This window comes from Nonomuraea sp. B208 (genome assembly GCF_057536035.1).
The window spans coordinates 438071-463634 of record NZ_BAAJOU010000028.1 but is presented as its reverse complement, the minus strand read 5'-3'; the positions used below and the strand labels follow the sequence as shown (position 1 = coordinate 463634).

The following is a 25564-nucleotide window of genomic DNA, read 5'->3' as shown; positions in this document are numbered from 1 at the left end:
GTGACCTTGGGTTTCCGGGTGCACACGACCTGCGGTGGGAGCTGACTGGCCGGGTCAGGATGCGGAAACTTCTGTCCGGACCGGCAGACGCCCCGCTTATCACGCTGGTAGCGTTTTGCCCCATCTGTTGGGGTTGTTATGGGGGTCCGACGTGAATCAGTTCCAGCCGTTGGCGGCGGACGATCCGCGGCGGCTGGGGGCGTATGACATCGTCGCCCGGCTCGGCGAGGGTGGCCAGGGCGTCGTCTATCTCGGCAAGAGCGACACCGGGGAGCAGGTCGCGGTCAAGCTGCTGCACCACGCCCTGGTGGCCGACGCGGACGCGCGCACCCGGTTCCTGCGCGAGGTGGCGGTGGCGCAGCGGGTCGCGCGGTTCTGCACCGCGCCCGTGCTCCACGCCGACCTGGACGGCAGCCGGCCGTACATCGTGAGCGAGTACGTCCCCGGGCCGTCGTTGCGCGAGCTCGTGCTCACCGAGGGGCCGCGGCGGGGCGCGGCGCTGGAACGGCTGGCCATCAGCACGGCCACCGCGCTCGCCGCCATCCACCGGGCCGGGATCCTGCACCGCGACTTCAAGCCGGCCAACGTCCTCATGGGGCCCGAGGGGCCCGTCGTGATCGACTTCGGCATCGCGCGTGCCCTCGACTCGCCCGGCGCGACGGCCACGGGCATGGCGATGGGGACGCCGTCGTACCTGGCGCCTGAGCAGCTCAGCGGGGCCGCGGTGTCGGAGGCGGCGGACGTGTTCGCCTGGGGCGTCACCATGGTCTTCGCCGCCACCGGCAAGCCCGCCTTCGGGGCCGACTCGATCCCCGTCGTCATGAACCGGATCCTCAACGAGGAGCCGGAGCTGGGCGGGATGGAGGGCGAGCTGGGGGAGCTGGTCGCCGCCTGCCTGTCCAAGGACCCGGCGCAGCGGCCCACGGCCGACGGCCTCATCCTCAGGCTCACCGGCCAGCCCGCGCCGAAGGCCGCCATCGAGCCGGTCACCGGCCAGCACCTCACCGGCGCCCCCGGCCCGGGACAGCCCGGCCACCCGGGACAGGACGCCGGCCCCTGGGCTCAGGGCGGCGGCCCGCAGCCCATGTACCCGCCCCAGCAGGGCGGCCCCTTCCCCCACCTCGCCGCCGCCATCCAGAACGGCCCCGGCCAGCCCTCCGGCGCCCCGGGCGGCCCGGCAGCGGGGCACGGGAGCGTGGGCGGGGTTCAGCCCGGCGGTCCGAGCGGGCCCCAGGCCGGAGCGCCCGGTGGTCCTGCGCAGGCGGGCATGCCCGGTCAGGCCGGGCCTGGTGTCCCGCCGCAGGCACCCGGTCAGGCGGGGCCCGGCGTCCCGCCGCAGGCCGGTGCGCCCGGCCAGGGCGGAGGCCCTGGTGTTCCGCCGCAGGCGGGGAGGCCCGGTCAGGGGGGCCATGGGCCGTACAACGGGCCCCGTTCGCAGTCTCCCGGTGGACAGGGTGACGGGGCGCCGGCCAAGCAGCGGCGGACCATGACGCTCGCCCTCTCCGGCGCCGCCGCGGCGGCCCTGCTGGTGGTCGCCGGCGCCGTCGTGGTGCAGGCGAACAGCAAGGAGGTGCCGGTCGTGGCCGTCGGCGACGCCTCGCAGCGCACCGAGGACGGCGGTTCGGCCGCGGGCAAGCCCGTCGAGCCTCCGTCCACGCAGCCGACCGCCGACCCGGTGCTGCCCACGGACAGCCCCGTCCCGGTGGGCACCCTGGACATCGAGGAGCCGGAGAAGAGCGACAAGAAGAAGCGCTCCGAGCAGCCGGTCGCCCAGATCCCGACCCAGCCGAGTACGGCGCAGCCGCGCCCGCAAACGAAAAACACCCAGCGCCCGCAGACCACTCCGACGCCGACGCGGACCAAGAAGAAGTCGACCACCTCGGTAGACCCCGAGCAGGAGCCGACCAGCACCGCATCGGCCGATCCCAGCATTCCCCCAGTGCCACCGACCAAGAAGCCCACCACCAAGCCGACGGTCGCCCCGAAGCCGAACCCGTACAATCCGGTCGCCGTGTGCGGCTCGGGCTACAAGGTCGTCGACTCGCACATGCTCGCTGGGGACCGGGTCTACCTGCTGTACAACGCGAGCGCGGGCAAGAACTGCGTCGTCATGATGTCGGCGTTCGTCTATCCCGGCAAGGTGAAGATGAACGCCATCCTCCAGGTCAAGGGCGGAGCGAGCGCGAGCAACCCGGGCATGTTCAGCGCCTACGCGGGCCCGGTGCGTCTGCCCGCGAAGGGCAAGTGCGTGATCTGGGGCGGCTCCATCGGCGCGGCGAGCTGGAAGTCGGGCTGGAGCCACTGCGGCTGACGTCCGGGGGCGCGGTCTGGGCCGTTGCCCGCGCGCCCCTGCGGCGGTTACCGTACTTGGCGTGATCATCAGGTCTCCGGCGGGACAGCCGTGATCAGAAGCAGGCTCGATCCCGGGGGCGAGGACTACCTGGCGCGCCGTGAGGCCATGCTGGCCAAGCTGCGCGAGCTGGACGCCGAGCACGCCAAGGCGGTGGCGGGCGGCGGCGAGAAGTACGTCGAGCGGCACCGGCGGCGCGGCAAGCTGCTCGCCCGCGAACGGGTGGAGCTGCTCGTGGACGCCGACTCGCCGTTCCTGGAGCTGTCGCCGCTGGCGGCGTGGGGCAGCGACTACCCGGTCGGGGCGAGCGTGGTGACCGGCATCGGGGTGATCGAGGGCGTCGAGTGCGTGATCACCGCGAACGACCCGACGGTGCGCGGCGGCGCGACCAACCCGTGGACCCTCCGCAAGACGCTGCGCGCGGCCGACATCGCGCTGCGCAACCGGCTCCCGTACGTGAACCTGGTGGAGAGCGGCGGCGCGGACCTGCCGACGCAGAAGGAGATCTTCATCCCGGGCGGCCAGGTCTTCCGCGACCTGACGCGGCTGTCGGCGGCCGGCGTGCCGACAGTGGCGCTGGTGTTCGGCAACTCGACGGCGGGCGGCGCGTACGTCCCCGGCATGAGCGACCACGTGGTGATGGTCCGCGACCGCGCCAAGGTGTTCCTGGGCGGCCCGCCGCTGGTGCGGATGGCGACCGGCGAGGAGTCCGACGACGAGTCGCTGGGCGGCGCGGAGATGCACGCCCGGGTGAGCGGCCTGGCCGACTACCTGGCGGAGGACGAGTACGACGCGCTCCGCATCGGCCGCCGCGTGGTGCGCTCGCTGAACTGGCGCAAGCGGGGCGTCACGCCACTGCCCGCCGAGGAGCCGCGCTATCCGGCGGAGGAGCTGCTGGGCATCGTCCCCGAGGACCTGAAGGTGCCGTTCGACCCGCGCGAGGTGATCGCGAGAGTGGTGGACGCGAGCGCGTTCGATGAGTTCAAGCCGCTGTACGGCACCTCGCTGGTGACCGGGTGGGCGCGCGTGCACGGCTATCCGGTGGGGGTGCTGGCGAACGCGCGGGGCGTGCTGTTCAGCGAGGAGGCGCAGAAGGCGACGCAGTTCATCCAGCTCGCCAACCAGTCGAGGACCCCGCTCGTCTTCCTGCAGAACACGACCGGCTACATGGTCGGCAAGGACTACGAGCAGCGCGGGATCATCAAGCACGGCGCGATGATGATCAACGCGGTGTCCAACTCGACGGTCCCGCATCTGACGATCGTCATGGGGGCGTCCTACGGCGCCGGCAACTACGGCATGTGCGGCCGGGCCTACGAGCCCCGGTTCCTGTTCGCCTGGCCGAGCGCCAAGTCGGCGGTGATGGGGCCCGCGCAGCTCGCCGGGGTGCTGTCCATCGTCGGGCGGGCGGCGGCCGAGGCCAGGGGGCAGGCGTACGACGAGGAGGCGGACGCGGCGATGCGCGCCCTGGTGGAGGCACAGATCGAGGCCGAGTCGCTGCCGTTCTTCCTGTCCGGGCGGCTGTACGACGACGGGGTGATCGATCCGCGCGACACCCGTACCGTGCTGGGCATGTGCCTGTCGGCGATCAACAGCGCGCCGGTGCCGGAGCCGGCCGGGTTCGGGGTGTTCCGGCCGTGATCAGCCGTCTGCTCGTCGCGAACCGGGGTGAGATCGCCCGGCGCGTCTTCCGTACCTGCCGGGCGCTCGGGATCGAGACGGTCGCGGTCTTCGCCGACCCCGACGCCGACGCGCCGCACGTGGCCGAGGCCGATCTCGCGGTACGCCTGCCGGGCGACCGTCCGTCCGGGACCTACCTGGACGCCGGCCGCCTCGTGGCCGCCTGCCGCGCCGCCGGAGCGGACGCCGTGCACCCGGGTTACGGGTTCCTGTCCGAGAACGCGGAGTTCGCGCGGGCGGTGCTGGCGGCCGGGCTGGTGTGGGTGGGCCCGCCGCCGGAGGCGATCGCCGCGATGGGGTCCAAGATCGAGGCCAAGCGGCTCATGGCGGCGGCCGGGGTGCCCGTGCTGCCCTCGCTCGACCTCGCGGCGCCCGATGAGTTCCCGCTGCTGGTCAAGGCGTCGGCCGGGGGCGGCGGGCGGGGCATGCGGATCGTCCGCGGGCCGGAGGAGCTGGCGCGCGAGGTCGACTCGGCGCGGCGGGAGGCGGAGGCGTCCTTCGGTGATCCCGCCGTGTTCGCCGAGCCGCTGTGGGAGCGGGCCAGGCACGTCGAGGTGCAGGTGCTGGCCGACGCGTACGGCACCGTGTGGACGCTGGGCGAGCGCGAGTGCAGCGTGCAGCGGCGGCACCAGAAGGTCGTCGAGGAGTGCCCCTCCCCCGGCATCGCGGCGGAGGTGCGCGAGCGGCTGTGCGAGGCGGCGAGGCGCGCGGCGGCCGCGATCGGCTACGTCGGGGCCGGGACCGTCGAGTTCCTGGTGCGCGGCGACCAGGTGGCGTTCCTGGAGATGAACACCCGGCTCCAGGTCGAGCACCCGGTCACCGAGCTGGTGCACGGGGTGGATCTCGTACGGCTGCAGCTGGAGGTGGCCGAGGGCGGCGCGCTGCCCGCGGAGCCGCCCCGGCCGTCCGGGCACGCCGTGGAGGTGCGGCTCTACGCGGAGGACGAGCACTACCTGCCGCAGTCGGGGGTGCTGCGGCACTTCGAGGTGCGCGGGGACGTCCGGGTGGACTCCGGGGTGGAGTCCGGGTCGGTGGTGTCGCCGTACTACGACGCGATGCTGGCGAAGGTGATCGCGCACGGGGCGTCGCGGGCGGAGGCGGTCAGGAAGCTGGTGACGGCGCTGCGGCGGGCGCGGCTGCACGGCCTCACCACGAACCGCGACCTGCTGCTGCGGATCCTCACCCATCCGGACTTCGCGGCCGGGGACACCCACACCGGTTTCCTCGACCCCGACGGGCCTCTCGCGACATCCCCGCCCGAGCCCACAGCCCCGCCCGAGCCCACAGCCCCGCCCGAGCCCACAGGGCCGGGCGAGCTGGCCGGGCTGGCCGCCGCGCTCGCGCTGGCCGCCGACAACCGCCGCCGCGCCCCCGTGCTCGGCGGCCTGCCGAGCGGGTGGCGCAACGTCCGCTCCCAGCCCCGCCGCACCACCTTCACCACGGGCGACGGCGGCACGATCGACGTCGTCTACGACCCGCTGCCCGCCGGCGTCACCGCCGTCAGCTCCGCGCCCGGCCGGGTGGTCCTGGAACGCGACGGCGTCCGCCACGCCTTCGCCGTCGCCCGCTACGAGGCCGGCGGCCCGGTGTACGTGGACCACGCGGGCGGTCACGCCGAGCTGACCCCGCTCCCCCGCCTGCCGGAGCCCGTCGAGCACGTCGTCCCCGGCTCCCTGCTGGCCCCGATGCCGGGCAGCGTGCTCCGGGTGGAGGTGGCGCCCGGCGACCGGGTCGTCAAGGGCCAGGCGGTGCTGGTGCTGGAGGCGATGAAGATGGAGCATCGGATCACCGCTCCGGCCGACGGCGTGGTCTCCGGGCTGCACGTCGAGCAGGGCCGGCAGGTCGAGGCGGGGGCCGTGCTCGCGATCATCCACGAGGGGGACCTATGACGAGCCTGGTGCACGCAAGCCTGGCGGACGGTGTCGCGACCGTCACGCTCGACTCGCCGCACAACCGCAACGCGCTGTCGAGCCGCCTGCTGGCCGACCTGAAGGAGCGGCTGACCTGGGCGCTGGCCGAGCCCGGGTGCCGGGTGATCGTGCTGACCGCCACCGGCACGGTGTTCTGCTCAGGGGCCGACCTGAAGGAGCAGCGCGCCGCCGAGGGGAAGCCCGGCGCGCCGGTGACCGCGTCCCTGCCGGAGATCTTCACGCTGCTGTGGGAGAGCCCGAAGCCGGTCGTGTGCCGGCTCAACGGCACCGCGCGGGCGGGCGGCCTCGGGCTGGTGGCCTCGTGCGACTTCGCGGTGGCGCCGCTGACGGCGTCGTTCGCGTTCACCGAGGTGCGGCTGGGCGTGGTGCCGGCGATGATCTCCGTACCGGTGCTGCGGCGGCTCGATCCGCGGGCCGCTGCCGAGTACTTCCTGACCGGCGAGGTCTTCGACGCCACGCGGGCGGCCGAGATCGGGCTGGTGTCACGGGCGGTGCCGGAGCAGGAGCTGGACGCCGCGGTCGCGCACTACACGGAGCTGCTGGTCAAGGGCGGTCCCGAGGCGCTGGCGATCACCAAGCGGCTGGTGCGGGAGGTGCCGGCACTGCCGTTCGAGGAGGGGCTGCGGCGGATGACGGAGCTGTCGGCGGAGCGGTTCACCTCGGAGGAGGGGCAGGAGGGCATCGCGGCGTTCTGGGAGAAGCGGCCGCCCAAGTGGGTCTCGGGATGAGCCTGCGGATCGCCAACTGCAGCGGGTTCTACGGCGACCGGCTCTCTGCGGCGCGCGAGATGGTCGAGGGCGGCCCGATCGACGTGCTGACCGGCGACTGGCTGGCCGAGCTGACGATGTTCATCCTGGCCGGCAACCGGCTGAAGGGCCGGCCCGGCTACGCGCCGACGTTCCTGACGCAGCTTGAGCACGTCCTCGGCACGTGCCTCGACCGGGGCATCAGGATCGTCTCGAACGCGGGCGGCCTCGACCCGGCCGGCTGCGCCGAGGCGGTGCGCGAGCTGGCCGCCCGCCTGGGGTTGTCCGCGAGGGTCGCGCACGTGACGGGCGACGACCTCATCGGACGCGACCTCGACCTGGTCAACGCCGACACCGGCGAGCGCCTGGCCGAGACGCCCCTGACCGCGAACGCCTACCTCGGCGGCCGGCCCATCGCCCAGGCATTGGCGGCGGGGGCGGACGTGGTGGTGACCGGCCGGGTGACGGACGCCGCGCTGGTGACGGGCCCCGGCATCTGGCGCTACGGCTGGGGTCCTGACGACCTGGACCCGCTGGCCGGGTCCGTGGTGGCCGGGCACGTGATCGAGTGCGGCTGCCAGGCGACGGGCGGCAACTACGCCTTCTTCCAGGACGTGCCGGACCTGGCGCACTGCGGCTTCCCGCTCGCCGAGCTGCGCGCCGACGGCTCCGCCGTCATCACCAAGCATCCGGGGACGGGCGGGCTGGTGTCGGTGGGGACGGTGACGGCGCAGCTCGTGTACGAGCTCGGCGGCCCCCGCTATCTCGGTCCTGACGTGGTCGCCAGGTTCGACACGATCACCCTCACCGACGACGGGCCGGACCGGGTGCTGATCTCGGGCGTGCGCGGCGAGCCGCCGCCGGACACCCTCAAGGTCGCGGTCAACTACCTCGGCGGCTACCGCAACTCGATGACGCTGGTGCTGACCGGGCTGGACGTCGAGGCCAAGGCGCGGGCGGCCGAGGAGGCGATCTGGGCGCGGATCCCGAAGGAGTCCTTCGACGCCGTGGACGTGACGCTCACCGGCTCGGGACTGCTGCGGATCACGGTCATGGACGCCGACCGCCGCATGGCCGGGCGCGCCTTCTCCTCGGCGGTGGTGGAGACGGGGCTGGCGAGCTATCCGGGCTTCCACGCGCTCTCGCCGCCGGGCGACGCCTCGCCGTACGGGGTCTACTGGCCGGTGCTCGTCCCGGCCGCCGAGGTGCGCCCGCGGGTCTGGCTCGACGGCGAGGAGCTGCCGTACACGCCCGCCGCAACCTCGGCGGAGCCGATTCCCGTGCGCCCGGTGGAGAGGCGGGCCGCCGTCCCGTCGGGGCCGTGCGTGCGGCTGCCGCTCGGCCGGGTCGCGGGGGCGCGCTCCGGCGACAAGGGCGGCGACGCCAACCTCGGCGTCTGGGTGGACACCGACGAGCGGTACGCCTGGCTGGAGGCGTACCTGACGGCCGGACGGCTGGCCGCGCTCCTGCCCGAGCTGGCCGCCTACCGGATCGAGCGCCACGAACTGCCCAATCTCAGGGCGCTCAACTTCGTCGTCCACGGCCTGCTCGGCAGGGGCGTGGCCGCGAGCACCCGCATGGACCCGCAGGCCAAGGCGCTGGGCGAGGAGCTGCGGGCGCAGGTGGTGGACGTCCCCTCGGCCCTGGCGCGACAGCCGGGTTGACCGAGGGGTAGGGCTCTCGTAGGGTCCCCGCTAGAACATCATTCTGTCGAGAGGTGATCATGACCTCCACGCACATCGACGTCGGCGCGATCGACTTCGGCGCGCTCGGCGCGTGGATGGACGCCCAGGGACTCCCCGGCGGCCCGATCACCGGCGCGGCCCCGGTGATCGGCGGCACCCAGAACGTCATGGTCCGCCTGGAGCGCGGCGGCCGGTCGTACGTCCTGCGCCGCCCGCCCCTGCACGCCCGCAGCAGGAGCAACGAGGTGCTGCGCCGCGAGGCGCGGGTGCTGGCGGCGCTGCGCGGCACGCGGGTGCCGGCGCCGGTGCTGGTGGCCGCCCAGACCGAGCGGGAGCCGGTCTTCTACCTCATGGAGCCCGTGGACGGGTTCAACCCCTCCACGGGGCTCCCCGAGCCGCACGCCTCCGATCCCGCGATCCGGCACCGGATGGGGCTGGAGGCCGCCGCCGCGCTGGCCGAGCTGGGCCGGGTCGATCCCGGCGTGCTGCCGGGGTTCGGGCGTCCCGAGGGCTTCCTGGAGCGGCAGGTGCCGCGCTGGCTCAAGGAGCTCGACTCCTACGGCGACCTCGACGGCTATCCCGGCCCCGACATCCCGGGCCTGCGCGAGACCGCCGACTGGCTGAGCCGGCGGCTGCCCCGGTCGTACACGCCGGGGATCATGCACGGCGACTACCACTTCGCCAACCTCATGTTCGCCTGGGACGGCCCGCGGGTGGCGGCCATCGTGGACTGGGAGATGTGCACGGTCGGCGATCCGCTGCTCGACCTGGGCTGGCTGCTGGCGACCTGGCCGAGCGGCAACGGCTACGTGCCGGGCCTCCCCTCGCCCCAGGAGCTGGTGTCGTACTACGCGGCGCTGTCCGAGCGCGACCTGTCGGCCGTCGGCTGGTACGCGGTGATGGCCTGCTTCAAGCTCGGCATCGTGCTGGAGGGCACGCACGCGCGGGCGTTCGCCGGCAAGGCGCCGAAGGAGACCGGCGACCTGCTGCACGCGATGACGCTGGGCCTTTTCGAGCGGGCCGGGGAGTTCATGGAGGGCGCCCTGGACTGAGCGTCACTACCCAAAAAGGACAATTTCCGGAAAAACGATCACAAAGCACGCCCCGGGTCGTACAATTGCGCGCAATTGCACTTTGCATCGGGGAAGGATCGTCATGCGCATGAGATTCCTCGGCTCCACCTCGGAGGCCGGCGCCTGTCCCACCCTGTACGAGACCGACCGCGGCACCATCGTGGTCCAGGGCCTCGAGGTCACCGACGCCGAGGCGCTCGCGGACCTCCGCGACGTCCTCGCCGGCGAGACCGCGGTCGAGGTCCCCCGCGAGCTCATCACCGAGATCGCCCGCCGGGTCCTTCCCGACGGCGCAGCAACCGCTTTCCCGACCAGCGGAGGAACACCCTCGGCTACCGGTTGATCACAATTGCGGCGGGCCCTGGCATGATCCGAGCAACCAGGGCTAGCCTCTTGCCGCGTGACGTCGTTTCAGCAGGCGCGCATCGACCTCGGCGGTCAGCTGCGCCAGCTTCGGGAAGCCGCCGGCCTGTCGGGCAAGGAGCTGGCCGAGCGGGTGCACTGGCAGCCGTCCAAGGTCTCCCGGCTGGAGAACGCCAGGCAGACCCCCACGGAGGACGACGTGGTCACGTGGGCGCAGGCGGTGGGCGCCGCCGCCGACACGACGGACGACCTGATCAGCCAGGCCCTCGCGCTGCAGGAGCGGCACGACAGCTGGAAGCAGCGCTACCGCAGCGGCCTGGCCGCGATCCAGGAGGACATGCGCGACCTGGAGGCGCGCACCAGGCTGTTCCGCGCCTTCGAGCCGGGCATCATCATGGGCCTGCTCCAGACCTCCGAGTACGCCCGGCACGTCTTCCGCAAGGTCAAGCGCCTCTACAGCGCCGCCGACCAGATCGACGCGGCCGTACGGGTGCGCATGCAGCGCCAGGAGATCCTCTACGACCGCGGCCGCACGTTCCGTTTCGTGGTGCCGGAGGCCGCGCTGCGCACGATGCTGGCCCCGGCCGACGTGATGCGCGGCCAGATCGACCGGTTGCTCGCGGTCAGCACGCTGCCCAACGTGGAGTTCGGCGTGATCCCGGCCGAGACCGAGCTGCCGGCCGCGCCGATCAACGGCTTCTGGATCTACAACGACGCCATGGTGGGCGTGGCCACCATGACGAAGGACCTCGTCCTGCGCGAGCCCGACGACCTCGCCTTCTACGTGCAGGCGTTCGACGATTTCGCGAAGGTCGCCGAGTTCGACGAGAGCGGGCGGGAGGTGATGATTCGCATTCTGCACGCGTACCGGAAACAAACTCCACATTAACCGCAGCAATTGCTTGCCTCCCGCCACAAGATCGTGCAATTCTGTCGCGAGACGTTGCGGAGGTGACGCATGATGCTTGATACGGCGCTCAGCCTCGAGCGGTTCGCCTGGCACGCGGGTCGTCACGCCGACCTGTCCGTGCAGAGTCTCGCTCTGGCCAGCGACCCTGCCTACGTGTCGGTACGCAACCGCTTCTCCGCCACGCTCGCGGAGACGGTCACCTGCTCCGACGAGGGCGCGTTCGTCACCTCGTGGGGCTACCGGCTCGGCACGACGGACGACGTCGAGTCCGCCGCCGCCCGTCTCGCCTTCCTCCTCGCCGCCCTGCCCGCCTGAGCCTGGTCAGGCCGCGCAGTCGCGCAGGCCGTCCTGGCCGTCCACGGCGGCGCAGTTCTCCTGCACCCAGCTCGACACCTCGCCGCCGCTCCGGCCGGGGCCGCCGCCGGTCATGACGTACCTGAGCCGGCCCGAGGAGACCAGCTCGCGCAGCCGGTCCACGGTCATGGCCGGGTCTCCGCCGGTGAAACCTCCCATCGCGATCACAGGCTTGCCGGTGGCGAGGATCAGGCCCGACGCCTGCTGGGCGCTGTTCACCGCGACCAGCCAGGTGGCCTTGCCCTGGTGGGCGACGAGGTACGCGGCCATGGCATCGCTGACACCGCCGCCGGACCCGCCCCGGCCGCCTCCGGGATTGCCGGGACCGCCGTCGGGCCCGCCTTCGGGCTCGCCCCGCAGCGAACCGCCCGGCCTGCCGCCATCCGGCCGGCCCGGTTGTCCCATCCCGCCTCCGGAGGATGGCCCCGCGGTCGGGTTGGTGCCGTTCACCGGGGACGCGAGCGGCGTCACCGCGTACGCGGCCGGCCCGCCCAGCGTGGCGACCACCGTCGCCGCCAGCGCGAACGCCGCCACCTTCGCCGTCACCCGCGCCCGCGCCAGGACCAGCGCCGCCACGGCCGCCAGGGTCGCCCCGAGCACGACCCAGGCCAGCCACGGCGTCCAGTCCGGCGTCCGGCGCAGCACCGTGAACGCCCACGCCCCGGTCGCGGCCACCGCGACCGGCAGGAGCCACGCCCAGGCCCGCGAGTTCCGGTACGCCCGCCACATCACGACCGCGCCCATGCCGGTGAGCGCGGCGACGGCGGGAGCCATCGCGGTCGTGTAGTACGGATGGAACGTGCCACTGGAGAAGCTGAACACCACGTAGTGCACGACCAGCCAGCCGCCCCACACCAGCCAGGCCGCCCCCGAGGGGGCCTCGCCGACGGGGAGCCGCCGCGTCCGCAGCAGCACCGCGACGGCCAGCGCCGCCACGCAGAACGGCAGCAGCCAGGAGATCTGCCCGGCCAGGACGTCGTTGAACAGCCGCCCGGCCCCCGGATCGCCGCCCCAGCGGGCCCCGCCGCCGCCGAAGCCACCGCCCTGGCTCTGGCCGAAGATCCGCCCGAGCCCGTTGTAGCCGATGACGAGGTCCCGGACGGTGTTGTCGGTCGAGCCGCCGATGTAGGGCCGCGAGTCCGCCGGCCACAGGTCGACGATCACCATCCACCACGCGCTGGACACCGCCAGCACCGCCCCCGCCGCGAGCAGCCGCCCCAGCCGCTTCGGCCAGGAGATCCCGGCGCACGCCAGGTACGCCACCGCGAACGCGGGCACCACCAGGTACGCCTGGAGCATCTTGGCGTTGAAGGCCAGCCCCACGAAGAGCGCGGCGAGCAGCAGCGGGCGCAGCCGCCCGGTCCGCAGCGACTCCAGGCAGAACCAGCCCGCCAGCGTCAGCAGCAGCACGAGCACCGTGTCGGGGTTGTTGTCCCGGTTGATCGCGACGGTGATCGGCGTCAGCGTCATGACGACGGCCGCGACCAGCGCGGCGGCGTGCGCGTCGCGGCCGGGCGGGAAGGACCGGCGCACGGCGGAGTGCACGAGCGCCACGGCGGCCACGCCGGCCAGGGCCTGCGGCAGGAGCATGCTGTACGTGCCGTAGCCGAAGATCCGGGCCGACAGCCCCATCACCCACAGCGCGAGCGGCGGTTTGTCCACGGTGATGAAGGACCCGGCGTCGATGGCCCCGAAGAAGAACGCCTTCCAGCTGCCGGTGCCCGACAGGACGGCGGCGGCGTAGTACTCGTTGGCGTCGCCGCTGAGCGCCCAGGCGTACAGGAAGAAGGCCGCCGCGAGCACCGCCCACAGGGCGGGGCGCGACCAGCGCGGCGCGGGCAGGGCATGGCTGCCGGCGGCCCGGTGCGCGGGCCGCGGGAGGGTGAGGTTCATCGTGCGGTCCTCCGCCGGGGGTTGAACACCCACACGCGCAGGAGCAGGAAGCGGACGAGCGTGGCGGCGGCGTTGGCGGCGATGACCGCGGCCAGCTCGACGCCGTGCGGAACCTGCGCGGGCAGCAGCGCGAGGGTTCCCGAGGTGAGCGACAGCCCGACGAGGAAGGCGATCAGCCCCTCGAACTGGTGCCGCAGCGCGCCCGCCGAGCCGGTGACGCCGAAGGTGAAGCGCCGGTTGGCGGCGGTGTTGGCCACGGCGGTGACCAGCAGCGCGAGGGCGTTGGCGGCGAGCGGCGGGATGACCGGCCGCAGCAGCGAGTACAACGCCAGGTACGCCAGGGTGCTGACCACCCCGACGACCGCGAAGCGGGGAAGCTGGCGGGCCATGCCGCGCGGCAGCTCGGCCCGCTGGATCCGGGGCGGGACGGGGATGCCGGCGGCGCCGGAGAGCGTCTTGCGCGCCACCCTGACCATGCCGCGCAGGTCGTCCAGGGCGGTGCGGACGATGTCGACGCGGCTGTCCGGGTCGTCCACCCAGTCGACGGGGACCTCGTGGATGCGCAGGCCGTACCGTTCGGCCAGCAGCAGCAGCTCGGTGTCGAAGAACCACTGCTCGTCCTCGACGCCGGGCAGCAGCGCCCGGGCGACCTCGGTGCGCACGGCCTTGAAGCCGCACTGGGCGTCGGAGAACCGGGCGCCCATCAGCGACCGGAGCAGCAGGTTGTAGGAGCGGGAGATGAACTCCCGCTTGGGTCCGCGCTCGACCCGCGAGTCCCGCGCCAGCCGGGTGCCGATGGCGAGGTCGCTGTGCCCCGACAGCAGCGGCGCGACCAGCGGCAGGAACGCGTCCAGGTCGGTGGAGAGATCGACGTCCATGTAGCTGACGACGTCGGCCTCGCTGCGCGACCAGACCTGGCGCAGCGCCCGTCCGCGGCCCTTCTCGTCCAGGTGCACGGCGCGGACGTGCGGCAGCTCTCGCTCCAGTTCGGTGGCGATCTGCCAGGTGTCGTCGGTGCTGGCGTTGTCGGCGATGGTGATCCGGAATCCGTAGGGGAAGTTCCTGGTGAGGTATCCGTGGAGGCGGGTGACGCTCGCGCGGAGCGCCCGCTGCTCGTCGTACACGGGGACGACCACCTCGACCAGGCGGGTCCGCACTGCTGTCGTGTCCATGCACCCAGCTCACGATTCGGATCTTTAACCGGACTTATCCGATTCTGAGCCACGAATGAGAGTTCCGGGAAGGTCCATTGTTGCGACCGCGCCGCCACCGGGCGCGTTCGCCAGGCTCACCTGACCGCCCGCCTCGGCCACGGCCTGGGCCACGATGGCCAGGCCGAGCCCGGATCCGGGCAGGCCGCGCGCGGACGGCGAGCGCCAGAACCGCTCGAAGACGTGCGGCAGCTCCTCCTCGGGCAGCCCCGGGCCGTGGTCGCGGACGGTCAGCCGCCCGTCCCGCAGCGACACCTCGACCCCGTTGTCGGAGCTGAACTTGGCCGCGTTGTCGAGGAGGTTGATCACCGCGCGCTCCAGGGAGGCGGCGTTGCCGACGACGTACCAGGGTCGGAGGTCGGTGACGACCTGCGCGCCGCGCAGCCGGGCACGCTCCACCGCCGCCGTCACGACCTCGTGGAAGGCCAGCTCGACGTGCGGCTCGTGGTCCTGGTCGCCGCGGGCGAGCTGGAGCAGGTCGGCCACCAGCGTGGTCAGCTCGGCGAACTGCGCCTTGACGTTGACCAGCAGCCGCTGCTTGGCCTCGGGGTCGATGCTGCGGCCGGTCTGCTCGCTGCGCAGCAGCAGGTCGATGTTGGTCCGCAGGGTGGTCAGCGGGGTGCGCAGCTCGTGGCCGGCGTCGGCGACGAGCTGTTTCTGGCGTTCGCGGGAGCCGGCCAGGGCGGAGGTCATCGCGTTGAAGGACGACGACAGGCGGGCGATCTCGTCGGTGCCGCGCACGGGGATGCGGGTGTCGAGGTCCTCAGTCTGCGCGATGTGCTCGACCGCCCTGGTCAGCTCGCCCACGGGGCGCAGCGCGGCGCGCGAGACGGCGAGGCCCGCCATGGCCGCGCCGAGCGTGCCGAGCGCGGCGATGCCGCCGAGCCCGACGGCGGCGTAGCGCAGGGTGCGCTCGACGTGCCAGAGCGGCCGGGCCGCCATCACGGCGAGTCCCGGCTCCACGTTGACGGTCACGACGCGCACCCGTTTGCCGTCCGTCGTCACCCCGTTGCGGTAGATGGGCTCCGGCAGGGGCTCCAGCGCCTTGCGGTCCTCCTGGGTGGGCACGATGGCCCGGCCGAGCGAGCAGGTGGTGCCGTCGGGGCGGAGCACCGTCGCCATGCCCTCGAAGTAGGGGCCCCGCGTGCCTTCGGGGCGGCACTCGTTGAGCAGGTACTTCACGTCCCCCTGGTTCTCCAGGATGCTCTGGTCGACCTGCGCGAGGACCAGCATCTGGATGATGAACCACGACAGGACCGCGCACAGCACGACGGCGAACGACACCGCCCCCGTCACGAGGAGTGTCAGCCGAGCCCGGAGGCTGCGGGGTCTCACGCGCCGGCTCGCAGGACATAGCCCACCCCGCGGACGGTGTGGATGATCCGCGGCTCGCCTCCCGCCTCCGTCTTGCGCCGCAAGTACATGACGTAGACGTCGAGGGAGTTGGAGGTGGGCTCGAAGTCGAAGCCCCACACCTCGCTGAGGATCTGGTCGCGGGTGAGCACCTGGCGTGGGTGCGACAGGAACAGCTCCATGAGCAGGTATTCGGTCCTGGTGAGGTCGAGCCGGCGCTCGCCGCGGGTGACCTCGCGGGTGGCGGGGTCCATGCGCAGGTCGGCGTACGTCAGCGTGTCGCCCTCGGGGCCGCCGGTGCTGAGCGCGCCGCGCCGCAGCAGGGCGCGGACCCTGGCCAGCAGCTCGTCCAGCTCGAACGGCTTGACCAGGTAGTCGTCGGCCCCGGCGTCGAGCCCCGAGACCCGGTCGCCCACCGCGTCGCGCGCGGTGAGCATGAGGACCGGGATGTGGTTGCCCGAGGCCCGCAGGCGGCGGCAGGCGGTCAGCCCGTCGAGCCGCGGCATCATGACGTCGAGCAGCACCGCGTCGTAGGAGGCGCGGGCCAGCTCGTCGAGCGCGGCCTGCCCGTCGTTCGCGGTGACGACCCTGTAGCCCTCGAACTCGAGGCTGGACTGCAGCGCCTCGCGCAACGCGGGCTCGTCGTCGACTACCAGCAACCGTGCGGCCTCACTCATGCAGCAAACGCTAAGGGAACATCATGAGAACCCTATGAACGGGCCGTCCGTGTCCCCCGGGGTCACCAGGTGACGGGGAGCGCGTTGAGCCCGAAGATGGCGGCGTCGTACTTGGCGGGCACCTCCTCCTCGCTCACCGTGGCGCGCAGGTCCGGCAGGCGCTCGAACAGCGTGCGCAGGGCGATCTCCAGCTCGGCGCGGGCCAGGTTCTGGCCGAGGCACTGGTGCACGCCGTAGCCGAAGGCCACGTGGTGGCGGGCGCCGCGCCGGGCGTCGAAGTCGTCGGGGCGTTCGAAGGCCCGCTCGTCGCGGTTGGCGGAGGCGCCGAGGACGAAGATGCCCTCGCCCCGGCGGACGAGCTGCCCGCCGATCTCCTGGTCCTCGGTGGAGACCCGGTCGAAGGCCACCCAGTCGACGATGGACAGGTAACGCAGCAGCTCCTCGACCGCCATGGGCCAGCCGTCGGGGTCGGCGCGCAGCGCGGCGAGCTGGTCGGGGTGGCGCAGGAGGGTGAGCACGGCCAGCGGGATCATGTTGGCGGTGGTCTCATGGCCGGCGACGAGCAGCAGGAAGATCACGCCGACGATCTCGTCGTGGGTGAGCCGGCCGCTGGTGATGATCCGGCCGAGCAGGTCGTCCTCGGGGCCCTTCTCGGCGGCGGTGACGAGCGCGTCGAGGTAGTTCCTGATCTCGGACGCGGCGGTGAAGCGGACCTGCTCGTCGTCGAGCGCGCTGAGCATCGAGCGGGTGCGCGACTGGAAGAACTCGTGGTCGGCGTACGGGACCCCGAGCAGCCTGCAGATGACCAGCGACGGCAGCGGCAGCCCGAAGTCGGCGACGAGCTCGGCCTCCGGTCCCTTGTGCAGCATGTCGTCGATGAGCCGGTCGGCGATGTCCTGGATGCCGGGGCGCATGTCCCGTACGCGGCGGACGGTGAACTCGGGGATGAGCAGCTTGCGGAAGCGGGTGTGCTCGGGCGGATCGAGGTCGATGAAGTGCCCGGGGGCGTTCTCGGCCAGGAGCGCCTGGCGCTCGGGGGTGGCCCCTCCGGGGTGGAAGACGTGGTGGGGGTGGCCCGGCGTGGCGGGGCTGGTGCTGATGCCCGTCCCGGCCAGGACCCGCTGCGCCTCTGCGTGCCTCGTGACCAGCCAGACGACGCCGCCGGGCAGCTCGGCGCGGACGAGGGGGGCCTGCTCGCGCAGGTCGGCGTACTCGGGGGGCGGCGCGAAGGGGCACCTGCGCTGAGCGGGGAAGATCTGAGCCATAGTCTGCTCCCTACAGGCTGGACCGCATTGCTTACTTACACGAAAGTAAGCAATGCGGGAGTGTGCGTCAAGGATGGGAGCGGCATGGCAGGGCGGCGAACGGACACACGAGAGCGGATTCAGCAGGTCGCGCTGGAGCTGTTCGCCGAACGCGGATACGACAAGACCACGCTCCAGGAGGTCGCCGAACGGCTGGAGATCACCCGGCCGGCGCTCTACTACCACTTCCGGACGAAGGAGGCGATCCTCGCCAGCGTCGTGGAGCGGCTCGCCGAGTCGATGGACGAGCTGGTGGCGTGGGCCGAGGAGCAGCCGGCGACGGCGGAGGCCAGGAAGGAGATCCTCGCGCGCATCTCGGGGCTGCTGGAGGACCAGTGGCGGCCGCTGTTCCAGTTCGCTCAGGTGAACCAGGGCGTGATGCGCGAGCTGCCGGCCGGGGAGCGCATGCAGCGGGGCCTGATCGCGATGATCTCGGTGCTGGCCTCGCCCGGCGACGATCCGGTGCGGGCGTTCGAGGCGCGGCTGGCGGTGCTCGCGGTGGTCCTCGGCAGCGTGCCGTTCCTGTTCGACCTGAAGGTGCCGGACGAGCGGCGTACGGAGGTGGCGCTGGAGGTGGCCGGCAAGCTGGTCGCCGGCGGCTACTAGCGGGCGGGGGTTCAGCGCGCGCGGGCGGACACGCGCGGGCGGGCGGTTACCCGCGGGCGAGCAGTTACGGGCGGGTGGTTACCCGCGGGCGAGCAGGGCCATCGCGGCGTTGTGGCCGCCGATGCCGCTGACGCCGCCGCCCCGGCGGGCGCCCGCGCCGCACATGAGGATGCGCTCGTGCTCGGTCTCGACGCCCCAGCCGCCCCGGCCGTCCTCGTCGTACGGCCAGCTGAGGTCCGTGTGGAAGATGTGGCCGCCGGGCAGCCCGGCGTCCCGCTCCAGGTCCACCGGGCTCTTGGCCTCGACGCACGGCGTGCAGTCGGGCGCGCGGAGCAGGCAGTCCTCGATGGGCTCGGCGAGCACCGCGTCCAGCGAGGCGAACGTGGCGCGCAGGGCCGCCGCGCGCGCCCCCTCGGGGTCCTCACGGAACAGCCGGGCGGGCATGTGCAGGCCGAACAGCGTCATCGTCTCGGCCCGGCCGCGCAGCTCCGGCCCCAGGATCGACGGGTCGGTGAGCGAGTGGCAGTAGACCTCGGCGGGCGGGAGGTCCGGGATCCGCCCGGCCGCCGCCTGCGCGTGGGCGCGGGCGAGCTGGTCGCGGGTCTCGTTGATGTGGAAGGTGCCGCTGAAGGCCGCGCGCGGGTCCACCAAGTCGTCCTTGAGCCGGGGCAGCCGGCTCAGCACCATGTTGACCTTGAGCTGCGCCCCCTCGGGGACGGCGGGCGCGCGGCCGAGCAGCCGGTCGAGCACCGCGGGCGGCAGGTTGACCAGCACGTGCCCGCCGGTCACGGTGTGCTCGCCGCGCTCGTCGGCGAACGTGACCTCCCCGGACGGCGCGATCCCGACGATCTCCGCGCCGGTCCTGATCTCCGCGCCCGCCCGGCGGGCCGCCGCCTCCAGCGCGCCCGAGACCGCGCCCATGCCGCCCACCGGGACGTTCCACTCGCCGGTCCCGTCGCCGATCACGTGGTAGAGGAAGCAGCGGTTGGCGAGCAGGTCGGCGGACGGGTCGGCGAAGGTGCCGATGAGCGCGTCGGTGAGGACGACCCCGCGGACCGTGTCGTCGGCGAACCGCGCGTCCACGGCCTGGCCGATCGGCTCGGCGAACAGCGCCCGCCACGCCTCCGGGCCGACCAGGCGCTCGATCTCGGCGGGCGCGCGGAGGGGTTCGAGGAGGGTGGGGGCCAGGGCCTCGGCCACCCGCCCGGTCATCGCGTAGAAGTCCTGCCAGGCCTTGTGGTCGCTCTCGCCGCCGGTGACCGCCGCGAACGAGGCCGCCGTGCGGGCGGTGTCCTCGTTGTCGACCAGCAGGCCCGTGCCGCCCACCGGCGTGTACGAGGCGTAGCGGCGGCGGCGCAGCTCCAGGTCGAGGCCCAGGTCGCGGACGATCCGCGCCGGGAGGAGGCTGACGAGGTAGCTGTAGCGGGACAGCCGCACGTCCACCCCGGGGAAGGCGCGCGTGGAGATCGCCAGGCCGCCCACGTGGTCGTACCGCTCCAGCACCAGCACCCGCCGGCCGGCCCGGGCCAGGTAGGCCGCGGCCACCAGCCCGTTGTGCCCCGCTCCCGCCACGATCACGTCATACGCGCCCATCCCCGCACTTTACGTGTCATACCACGCCCCGCGTCAACGCCGGACGTGTGATCATCGGTGGGGATGACCGACCCCGGGAATGGCCGTAACCTGCATTGTCGGCGAGCGATGCCGTAGAGTTCGCCGTTCCCCGCCCCCGGATTTCGCAAGGAGCACGAGACCCACCATGCGCAGCACCGCCGACTCCGTCCTGCAGCCGTCCGACGAGGTGGCCGAGGCCCTGGCCAGTGGCGCCCCCGTCGTGGCGCTGGAGTCCACGATCATCTCCCACGGTCTGCCGCAGCCGCGCAACCTGGAGGTCGCGCGCGAGCTGGAGGAGATCGTCCGCGCGGCGGGGGCGGTGCCGGCCACGATCGCCGTGCTCGACGGCGTGCCCCGCGTCGGGCTGGACGCGGCCGGGCTGGAGCGCATCGCGACCGAGCCCGGCCTGCGCAAGCTGGGCCAGCGTGACCTGCCCATGGCCGCCGCGCTCAAGGCGAGCGGCGCGACCACGGTGTCGGCCACGTCGTTCCTCGCCGCGCGGGCCGGGGTCCGCATCTTCGCCACCGGCGGGCTCGGCGGCGTGCACCGGGGCTGGACCGAGGACCAGGACGAGTCCGCCGACCTCGACACGCTCGCCCGCACCCGGATCACCGTCGTCTGCGCGGGCGTGAAGTCCATCCTCGACGTGCCCGCGACGCTCCAGCGCCTGGAGACCCGCGGCGTGAGCGTGGTGGGCTACCGCACCGACGCCTTCCCCGGCTTCTACCTGCACACCTCCGGCCTGCCGATCGACTGGCGGATCGAGTCGCCCGACGAGGCGGCGGCGATCATGCGCGGCCAGGACGCGCTCGGGGGCCAGGAGACGGCCCTGATCGTCGCCAACCCCGTCCCCGTGGACCAGCAGCTCGACCCCGAGCTGCACGACCGCGTGCTGGCCGAGGCGCTGGCCGCCGCCGAGCGCGACGGCGTCAAGGGCCAGGCGATCACCCCGTTCCTGCTCGGCTACCTGGTCGACGGCACGGGCGGCGCCTCGCTGGAGGCCAACCTGGCCGCCGTGCGCGGCAACGTCGCCCTCGCCGCCCGGATCGCGGTGAGCTGGGCGGACTCGTGACCGACCGCGGTCTCCTGGTCGTCGGGGACGCGGTCACCGATGTGGTGGCGCTGCACGGCTCCCCCGTCCTGGCGGGCACCGACACCGCGGCCGACATCATGCTGCGTCCCGGCGGCTCGGGCGCGAACACCGCCGCCTGGGCCGCCCACCTGGGCGCCGACACCCGCCTGCTGGCCAGGCTGGGCTACGACAGCAGCGACTGGCACATCGCCGAGCTGACCAAGGCCGGCGTACGGCCCCAGGTGACCGTGGACCCCGACCACCCCACCGCCGTCGTGATCGCGATGGTGGACCCGAGCGGCGAGCGGTCCATGCTCACCAACCGGGGCGCGGGCGGCCTGATCTCCGCACGCGACTGGGACCCCGCCCTGCTGGAGGGGGTGGCCCGGCTGCACCTGTCCGGGTACGTGCTGTTCGCCGAGCCGGGTCTGGGCCTCGCCAGGGCCGCCCTGGCGGACGCGGCGGCGGCCGGGGTCGCGGTCAGCGTGGACCCGGCCTCGACCAAGCCCCTGCTCGACTTCGGCGCCGAACGTTTCATGGCCGAGACCGCCGCCGCCGACCTCGTCATCCCCAATCTCGACGAGGCCCTGCTGCTGTCCGGCGCGCGGACGCCGGAGCGGGCGGCCGAACTGCTGAGTGAGAGATACGGCACAGCCGTGGTGAAACTGGGCGCCGACGGCGCGCTGGCGGCGGTGGACGGCACCATCACGGCGCGGGTTCCCGGGCTGCCGAGCCAGGTCGTGGACACGACCGGAGCTGGGGACGCGTTCGCCGCCGGGTTTCTCGCGGCGACCTTGCGGGGATGCGGGGAAAGAGCCGCTCTTGAGGAAGGATGTCGTGCGGGTGCCGCATGTGTGGCCCAGGTGGGGGGTCGTCCACGGTACGGTTTGGATCTGAACCGTCTTTACCCTATTCACACTGATTGATAGCTTGCCGCGTAGGCTGCACCAAGAGCCACATGCGCAACGGGCAGCACACGCGGCACACTGGGGAGGATAAGGTCCGCCGATGGAAGTCGAGTCATCGATCTGCCTGAGCGACCTAGTCCCAGCTCTTCGCTGGAGCCGACCACAGCAGGTGGCCGAGGCGCTGGGCGACCCGCGCCTGCCCGCGGGATGGTGGTCCTCCCTCCCCCTCTCCAAGGCGCTCGGCACGGCGGGGCTCGACTGGATCTGCGAACGCCTCGGCCGGCTGGCCACCGCCCGCTGGGACCACCTGCCGCTGTCCGACCTGGTGCCCGCGCTGACCGTCCATCCCGTCGACCCCGCGCTGCCCGGCTGGCCCGAGGCCACCCGTACGGCGGTCATCGGCCTCGGCGGCTGGCAGCGGCTGCGCCGCCTGTCCCCCAGCGATCTCGGCACCCCGTCCGCCACGCCTGAAGTGGTGGTCGGCGCGGTCCTCCGCGAGATCCTCGGCCGCATCCCCGCCCTTCCCGCCGCCGGCCAGGCCGAGCTGACGCGGCCGGTGCCGCGCGGCGCGGACGGCGCCGAGGAGACCAGGAACACCGGCTCCTTCCCCGCCGTGCCCTCGGGCGGCCCCTTCGTCGCCCCCTCCCCCAACGGCCAGAGCGGCCCCTTCCCCGCCCCTGCCGACGGCCGCGACGCCCCGCTCGCCGCCTCTCCGGGCCAGAGCGGCCCGTTCCCCGCCCCCGCGGACGGCCGCGACGCCCCACTCGCCGCGTCCTCCGGCCAGAGTGGCCCGTTCGCGGCTTCCGGCGGCGGCCAGAGCGGCCCGTTCGCCGCTTCTTCCGGTGGTGGCCAGAGCGGTCCGTTCGCCGCGCAACCGGGCGGGCAGAGCGCGCCCGGCACGGGACAACCAGGCGGACAGCCGGGCGGGCAACCCGGTGGGCAGCCGGGCGGGCAGGGCAACGGGCTGCCGCAGCGCCCTGCGGCGGCGTTCCCCGGGCGGCCCGCGGAGCCGCCGGCGGGCGGGCAACCCGGCGAGCCGCGCCAGACGGGCTCGTTCCCGGCGCAGAGCGGCGACCGGCACACGGGCTCCTTCCCCTCCTTGCCCGGCGACCGGCAGGCCGGCCCCCTACCTGGCGGCCAGCAGACGGGCTCCTCCCCTGCCGCGCCCGGCGACCGGCAGGCCGGCCCCTCCCTACCCGGCGGCCCGCAGACGGGCCCCACCCCCGCTGTCCCCGGCGAGTCGCGCCAGACGGGGTCGTTCCCGGCGCAGAGCGGCGCGTTCGCCGCCCAGCCGCAGAACGGCGCCCTGCCGCAGCGCCAGACCCCCGGCCAGCCGCCTCAGCCCGGTCAGCCCGGCGCGGGAGCGCTGCCGCAGCGCCCGGCGGCCCGGCAACCCGGCCGCGAGGAGACCGGCTCCTTCCCCGCAGGCCCCGGCAAGACCGGCGCCGGCTCCTCCCCGGTGCCGTTCGACACCGACCACGCGATGGTCCGCGTCGTCGACAACCTCTTCCGCGGCCTGGACAAGCTGGAGCTGGCCGTGGCCGTGCACCGGCTGTTCGCCGAGGACCCGATCAGCCTCCGTACGCTCGCCCACAAGCTGCTGGTCGAGCGCGAATCCCTCTCCCACGCCCAGCGCACGGCCGAGGAGCGCGTGCTGACCTGGCTGCGTTCCTCCGAGTCCGCGCCGGTGACCGGGCACATGTTCCGCCTGACGGAGTGGCTGGGCGCGGCGGCCACCGAGGAGCAGCTGATCGGCGCCGACCCGGCCCACCCGGTGATGGTGCCCTCCCTGCGCACCCCGCTCTGGCGGGTGCTGGTCACGCTCATGCCCGACCGCCGGCTCCAGGACGGCTGGCTCGTGGTGGGCGACATCCACGGCCTCCAGGCCCGTACGCGCCAGCTCCTGGCCTCGGCCCCGCCGGACGCCGACATGGTGGAGCTGATGGGCGAGCTGGGCATCCGCGCCCACTCCGCCAAGGCGTGGCTGGACGCCCTGCCGCCGGAGTCCGCCGACCCGATGGCCTCGGCCCCGTCCCCGGCCCAGCCCCTCCCCCGCCGCACGCCGGGCGCGAACGGCCACCACCACCGCGGCGGCCAGCCGATCCCGTCCGCGACGGCCGGCTCGATCGACCCGTCGGCCGCGCTCGCCACGCTGTCGGCGCTGTCCGGCGGCCGGTCGGGCATGCTGCCCGCCGGTCTCGCGGGCGCCCCGTCGACGCCGCCCCCGCCGCTGCCGAGCCCGTCCTCCGACCCGCGCCGCTGGCAGCGGATCGAGGTCACGCCCGAGCACCTGCGCGGCGGCCCGGTGCCGGTCCCCGAGGGGTACGCGGCCCAGCTCGGCATGCGCCCCGGCACCCTGCTGTCGGTCACCGGCCCCGGCGACAACGCGATCGTCCTGGTCTGGCAGGGCCACCAGCCGGTCTTCGACTCGCTCCAGCCGGTGCTCATGCGCCTGAACGCCCGCCCCGGCGACCAGGTCTACGTGACGGTGGACGGCTACCGCCTGGAGGCCCAGCTCACCGGCTAGCGGCGCCCGTACCCTTGATCACCAGCTCCTTCGCGACGATGCTCTAACCCGGACGAACCTGTGCGGAGCAACGCGAAGGAGATCCATGAACGCCGGGACGACCCCCGACACCTCGGCCCAGCCACGCACTCCCTGGGGCACGATCGCCGTCGTCTACCTCGGAGGGGTCGTCGCGGCCATGAGCCTCGGCAAGTTCAGCCCCGTCGGACCGGCGGTGGCGGCCGAGCTCGGGCTGTCGCTGGCGCAACTGGGCTGGGTCATCTCCACGGTGGTCGGCGTCGGCGCCGCCGTCGGCCTGCCGGCCGGCTACCTGATCCGCCGCCTCGGCGCCGAACGGTCACTGGTCGCCGGACTCGCCCTGACGGCGGTGGCGAGCGCGGCGGGGACGGTCGCGGGCGGCTACGCCTGGCTGCTCACCGCCCGGGGCGTCGAGGGCATCGGATACCTCCTGGTCACCATCGCCTGCCCCGCGCTGATCGTACGGCTGGCCAGGGAACGCGATCGCGGGACCGCGCTGTCCATCTGGGCCACGTTCGTCGCGGTGGGCCTGGGCGCGAGCACGCTCGCCGGAGGCGCGGTCGGCGCCGCGATCGGCTGGCGTGGCTGGGTCGGCGTGCTCGCCGGGCTGACGCTGGTGATGGCACTGGTGGTGCGGTTACGGCTGCCGCGCGGCACCGTCCGGCACCAGGACGCCGGAGCCGTGCCCCGCGTGCGGGCGCTGGCCTGGCCGGGCCTGCTGGCCGCGGCCTTCTGTCTGGCCGTGCTCGTGACCATGCCGGTGCTCGTCCTGCTGCCCACGCTGCTGGTCGAGCGGTACGGCCACTCGACCGCCTCCGCCGGCGCGGTCACCGCCGTGATCTCGCTGCTCAGCGCGCTCGGCGGGGTGGCCGTGGGGATGCTGCTGCGCCGGGGCACGCCGGTCGGCGTCCTCGCCTCTGCCGGGCTGCTCACGCTGCCGGCCGCCTGGCTCATGTTCGGCGGTCACGGCTCGTCGCCGGTCGCGCTGACCGGCGCGGCCGTCATCTCGATCGAGAACGGCTTCCTCGGCGCCCTCGTCATGGCCGCCCTGCCGCTGGTGCTGGAACGACTCGACCACGCCGACGTCGGCAACGGCATCGTCGCCCAGGCAGGCAGCATCGGCTCCCTCCTCGGCCCGCCGCTGTTCGGCCTGGTGGCCGATGGCCTCGACCTGCAAGCCCTGGTGCCGGTCATCGCCGTCGGGATCGTGATCTCCGTCAGCGCACTACTACTGGTCGGCCGAAGAACCTCCCGCACACTGCCCGCCACCTGACCCCAGAGCCGTGGCC

The 25564-nt window shown here is 73.6% G+C and carries 20 protein-coding genes; 14 read left to right on the top strand and 6 right to left on the bottom strand.

From position 1 onward, the window contains the following. The first annotated feature begins 151 nt into the window (after positions 1-151). The 9 genes from AC27IY_RS38420 (at position 152) to AC27IY_RS38380 (ending at position 11053) form a co-directional block, all read left to right on the top strand. A complete protein-coding gene (locus AC27IY_RS38420) occupies positions 152-2311 on the top strand; it encodes a serine/threonine protein kinase (protein ID WP_487181005.1) in 2160 nt (719 codons plus the stop codon). Positions 2312-2458: 147 nt separating this feature from the next. Further along, complete coding sequence (locus tag AC27IY_RS38415; protein WP_364445157.1) at positions 2459-3991, top strand: acyl-CoA carboxylase subunit beta; 1533 nt, start codon at positions 2459-2461, stop codon at positions 3989-3991. Beyond that, on the top strand, positions 3988-5919 hold the full coding sequence (locus tag AC27IY_RS38410) for an acetyl/propionyl/methylcrotonyl-CoA carboxylase subunit alpha (RefSeq protein WP_487181004.1): 1932 nt from the start codon (positions 3988-3990) through the stop codon (positions 5917-5919). Before AC27IY_RS38415 ends, AC27IY_RS38410 begins: the two co-directional genes overlap by 4 nt. Continuing rightward, positions 5916-6689, top strand: a complete 774-nt coding sequence (locus AC27IY_RS38405) for an enoyl-CoA hydratase-related protein (protein WP_487181003.1) — start codon at positions 5916-5918, stop codon at positions 6687-6689. The genes AC27IY_RS38410 and AC27IY_RS38405 overlap by 4 nt, the downstream gene beginning before the upstream one ends. Beyond that, a complete protein-coding gene (locus tag AC27IY_RS38400) occupies positions 6686-8371 on the top strand; it encodes an acyclic terpene utilization AtuA family protein (RefSeq protein WP_487181002.1) in 1686 nt (561 codons plus the stop codon). The genes AC27IY_RS38405 and AC27IY_RS38400 overlap by 4 nt, the downstream gene beginning before the upstream one ends. A gap of 59 nt (positions 8372-8430) precedes the next feature. Beyond that, positions 8431-9444: a phosphotransferase family protein gene (locus tag AC27IY_RS38395; protein WP_423450680.1), complete on the top strand. Its 1014-nt coding sequence runs from the start codon at positions 8431-8433 to the stop codon at positions 9442-9444. Between the two features lie 103 nt (positions 9445-9547). Then, positions 9548-9808: a hypothetical protein gene (locus AC27IY_RS38390; protein ID WP_423450681.1), complete on the top strand. Its 261-nt coding sequence runs from the start codon at positions 9548-9550 to the stop codon at positions 9806-9808. A 57-nt stretch (positions 9809-9865) separates the two neighbouring features. Then, on the top strand, positions 9866-10717 hold the full coding sequence (locus AC27IY_RS38385) for a helix-turn-helix domain-containing protein (protein ID WP_423476579.1): 852 nt from the start codon (positions 9866-9868) through the stop codon (positions 10715-10717). 69 nt (positions 10718-10786) lie between these two features. Then, entirely contained in the window at positions 10787-11053 is a 267-nt protein-coding gene (locus AC27IY_RS38380; protein WP_329574290.1) for a hypothetical protein, read from the top strand. A gap of 6 nt (positions 11054-11059) precedes the next feature. Here AC27IY_RS38380 and AC27IY_RS38375 read toward each other — a convergent pair whose 3' ends face one another. The 5 genes from AC27IY_RS38375 to AC27IY_RS38355 form a co-directional block, all read right to left on the bottom strand. Further along, positions 11060-12985 (bottom strand): ArnT family glycosyltransferase, encoded by a 1926-nt coding sequence (locus AC27IY_RS38375; protein WP_487181001.1) that lies wholly within the window; start codon positions 12983-12985, stop codon positions 11060-11062. Then, complete coding sequence (locus tag AC27IY_RS38370) at positions 12982-14157, bottom strand: bifunctional glycosyltransferase family 2/GtrA family protein (RefSeq protein WP_423450683.1); 1176 nt, start codon at positions 14155-14157, stop codon at positions 12982-12984. The genes AC27IY_RS38375 and AC27IY_RS38370 overlap by 4 nt, the downstream gene beginning before the upstream one ends. Positions 14158-14181: 24 nt before the next feature. Next, entirely contained in the window at positions 14182-15492 is a 1311-nt protein-coding gene (locus AC27IY_RS38365) for a HAMP domain-containing sensor histidine kinase (RefSeq protein WP_487181000.1), read from the bottom strand. 35 nt (positions 15493-15527) lie between these two features. Beyond that, the gene (locus AC27IY_RS38360) at positions 15528-16226 is read right to left on the bottom strand and encodes a response regulator transcription factor (protein WP_344211891.1); all 699 of its coding nucleotides are present in this window, start codon (positions 16224-16226) and stop codon (positions 15528-15530) included. 62 nt (positions 16227-16288) lie between these two features. Further along, positions 16289-17491, bottom strand: a complete 1203-nt coding sequence (locus AC27IY_RS38355; protein ID WP_487180999.1) for a cytochrome P450 — start codon at positions 17489-17491, stop codon at positions 16289-16291. A gap of 84 nt (positions 17492-17575) precedes the next feature. Between AC27IY_RS38355 and AC27IY_RS38350 the strand changes: the two genes are divergently transcribed. Then, on the top strand, positions 17576-18136 hold the full coding sequence (locus AC27IY_RS38350) for a TetR/AcrR family transcriptional regulator (protein ID WP_364444681.1): 561 nt from the start codon (positions 17576-17578) through the stop codon (positions 18134-18136). A gap of 78 nt (positions 18137-18214) precedes the next feature. On the opposite strand, the gene AC27IY_RS38345 is transcribed toward AC27IY_RS38350, so the two are convergent. Then, positions 18215-19729: a phytoene desaturase family protein gene (locus tag AC27IY_RS38345; protein ID WP_487180998.1), complete on the bottom strand. Its 1515-nt coding sequence runs from the start codon at positions 19727-19729 to the stop codon at positions 18215-18217. Between the two features lie 166 nt (positions 19730-19895). On the opposite strand from AC27IY_RS38345, the gene AC27IY_RS38340 reads away from it, so the two are divergent. From AC27IY_RS38340 to AC27IY_RS38325, 4 genes are all read left to right on the top strand, one after another. Then, on the top strand, positions 19896-20822 hold the full coding sequence (locus AC27IY_RS38340) for a pseudouridine-5'-phosphate glycosidase (RefSeq protein WP_344211899.1): 927 nt from the start codon (positions 19896-19898) through the stop codon (positions 20820-20822). Next, positions 20819-21748 carry a carbohydrate kinase family protein gene (locus AC27IY_RS38335; protein ID WP_371249513.1) on the top strand — a complete coding sequence of 310 codons (930 nt, stop codon included), beginning with the start codon at positions 20819-20821 and terminating at the stop codon, positions 21746-21748. Before AC27IY_RS38340 ends, AC27IY_RS38335 begins: the two co-directional genes overlap by 4 nt. An 82-nt stretch (positions 21749-21830) precedes the next feature. Next, positions 21831-24257, top strand: coding sequence for a serine/threonine-protein kinase (locus AC27IY_RS38330; RefSeq protein WP_487180997.1), 2427 nt, complete (start codon positions 21831-21833; stop codon positions 24255-24257). 85 nt (positions 24258-24342) lie between these two features. Next, on the top strand, positions 24343-25548 hold the full coding sequence (locus AC27IY_RS38325; protein WP_487180996.1) for an MFS transporter: 1206 nt from the start codon (positions 24343-24345) through the stop codon (positions 25546-25548). The last annotated feature ends 16 nt before the right edge of the window (positions 25549-25564 follow it).

Coding starts and splice junctions, on each gene's coding strand:
- AC27IY_RS38415 (WP_364445157.1), top strand. CDS start 2,459: ATGCTGGCCAAGCTGCGCGAGCTGGACGCCGAGCACGCCAAGGCGGTG.
- AC27IY_RS38405 (WP_487181003.1), top strand. CDS start 5,916: ATGACGAGCCTGGTGCACGCAAGCCTGGCGGACGGTGTCGCGACCGTC.
- AC27IY_RS38400 (WP_487181002.1), top strand. CDS start 6,686: ATGAGCCTGCGGATCGCCAACTGCAGCGGGTTCTACGGCGACCGGCTC.
- AC27IY_RS38395 (WP_423450680.1), top strand. CDS start 8,431: ATGACCTCCACGCACATCGACGTCGGCGCGATCGACTTCGGCGCGCTC.
- AC27IY_RS38390 (WP_423450681.1), top strand. CDS start 9,548: ATGCGCATGAGATTCCTCGGCTCCACCTCGGAGGCCGGCGCCTGTCCC.
- AC27IY_RS38380 (WP_329574290.1), top strand. CDS start 10,787: ATGATGCTTGATACGGCGCTCAGCCTCGAGCGGTTCGCCTGGCACGCG.
- AC27IY_RS38375 (WP_487181001.1), bottom strand. CDS start 12,985: ATGAACCTCACCCTCCCGCGGCCCGCGCACCGGGCCGCCGGCAGCCAT.
- AC27IY_RS38370 (WP_423450683.1), bottom strand. CDS start 14,157: ATGGACACGACAGCAGTGCGGACCCGCCTGGTCGAGGTGGTCGTCCCC.
- AC27IY_RS38360 (WP_344211891.1), bottom strand. CDS start 16,226: ATGAGTGAGGCCGCACGGTTGCTGGTAGTCGACGACGAGCCCGCGTTG.
- AC27IY_RS38355 (WP_487180999.1), bottom strand. CDS start 17,491: ATGGCTCAGATCTTCCCCGCTCAGCGCAGGTGCCCCTTCGCGCCGCCC.
- AC27IY_RS38350 (WP_364444681.1), top strand. CDS start 17,576: ATGGCAGGGCGGCGAACGGACACACGAGAGCGGATTCAGCAGGTCGCG.
- AC27IY_RS38345 (WP_487180998.1), bottom strand. CDS start 19,729: ATGGGCGCGTATGACGTGATCGTGGCGGGAGCGGGGCACAACGGGCTG.
- AC27IY_RS38340 (WP_344211899.1), top strand. CDS start 19,896: ATGCGCAGCACCGCCGACTCCGTCCTGCAGCCGTCCGACGAGGTGGCC.
- AC27IY_RS38330 (WP_487180997.1), top strand. CDS start 21,831: ATGGAAGTCGAGTCATCGATCTGCCTGAGCGACCTAGTCCCAGCTCTT.
- AC27IY_RS38325 (WP_487180996.1), top strand. CDS start 24,343: ATGAACGCCGGGACGACCCCCGACACCTCGGCCCAGCCACGCACTCCC.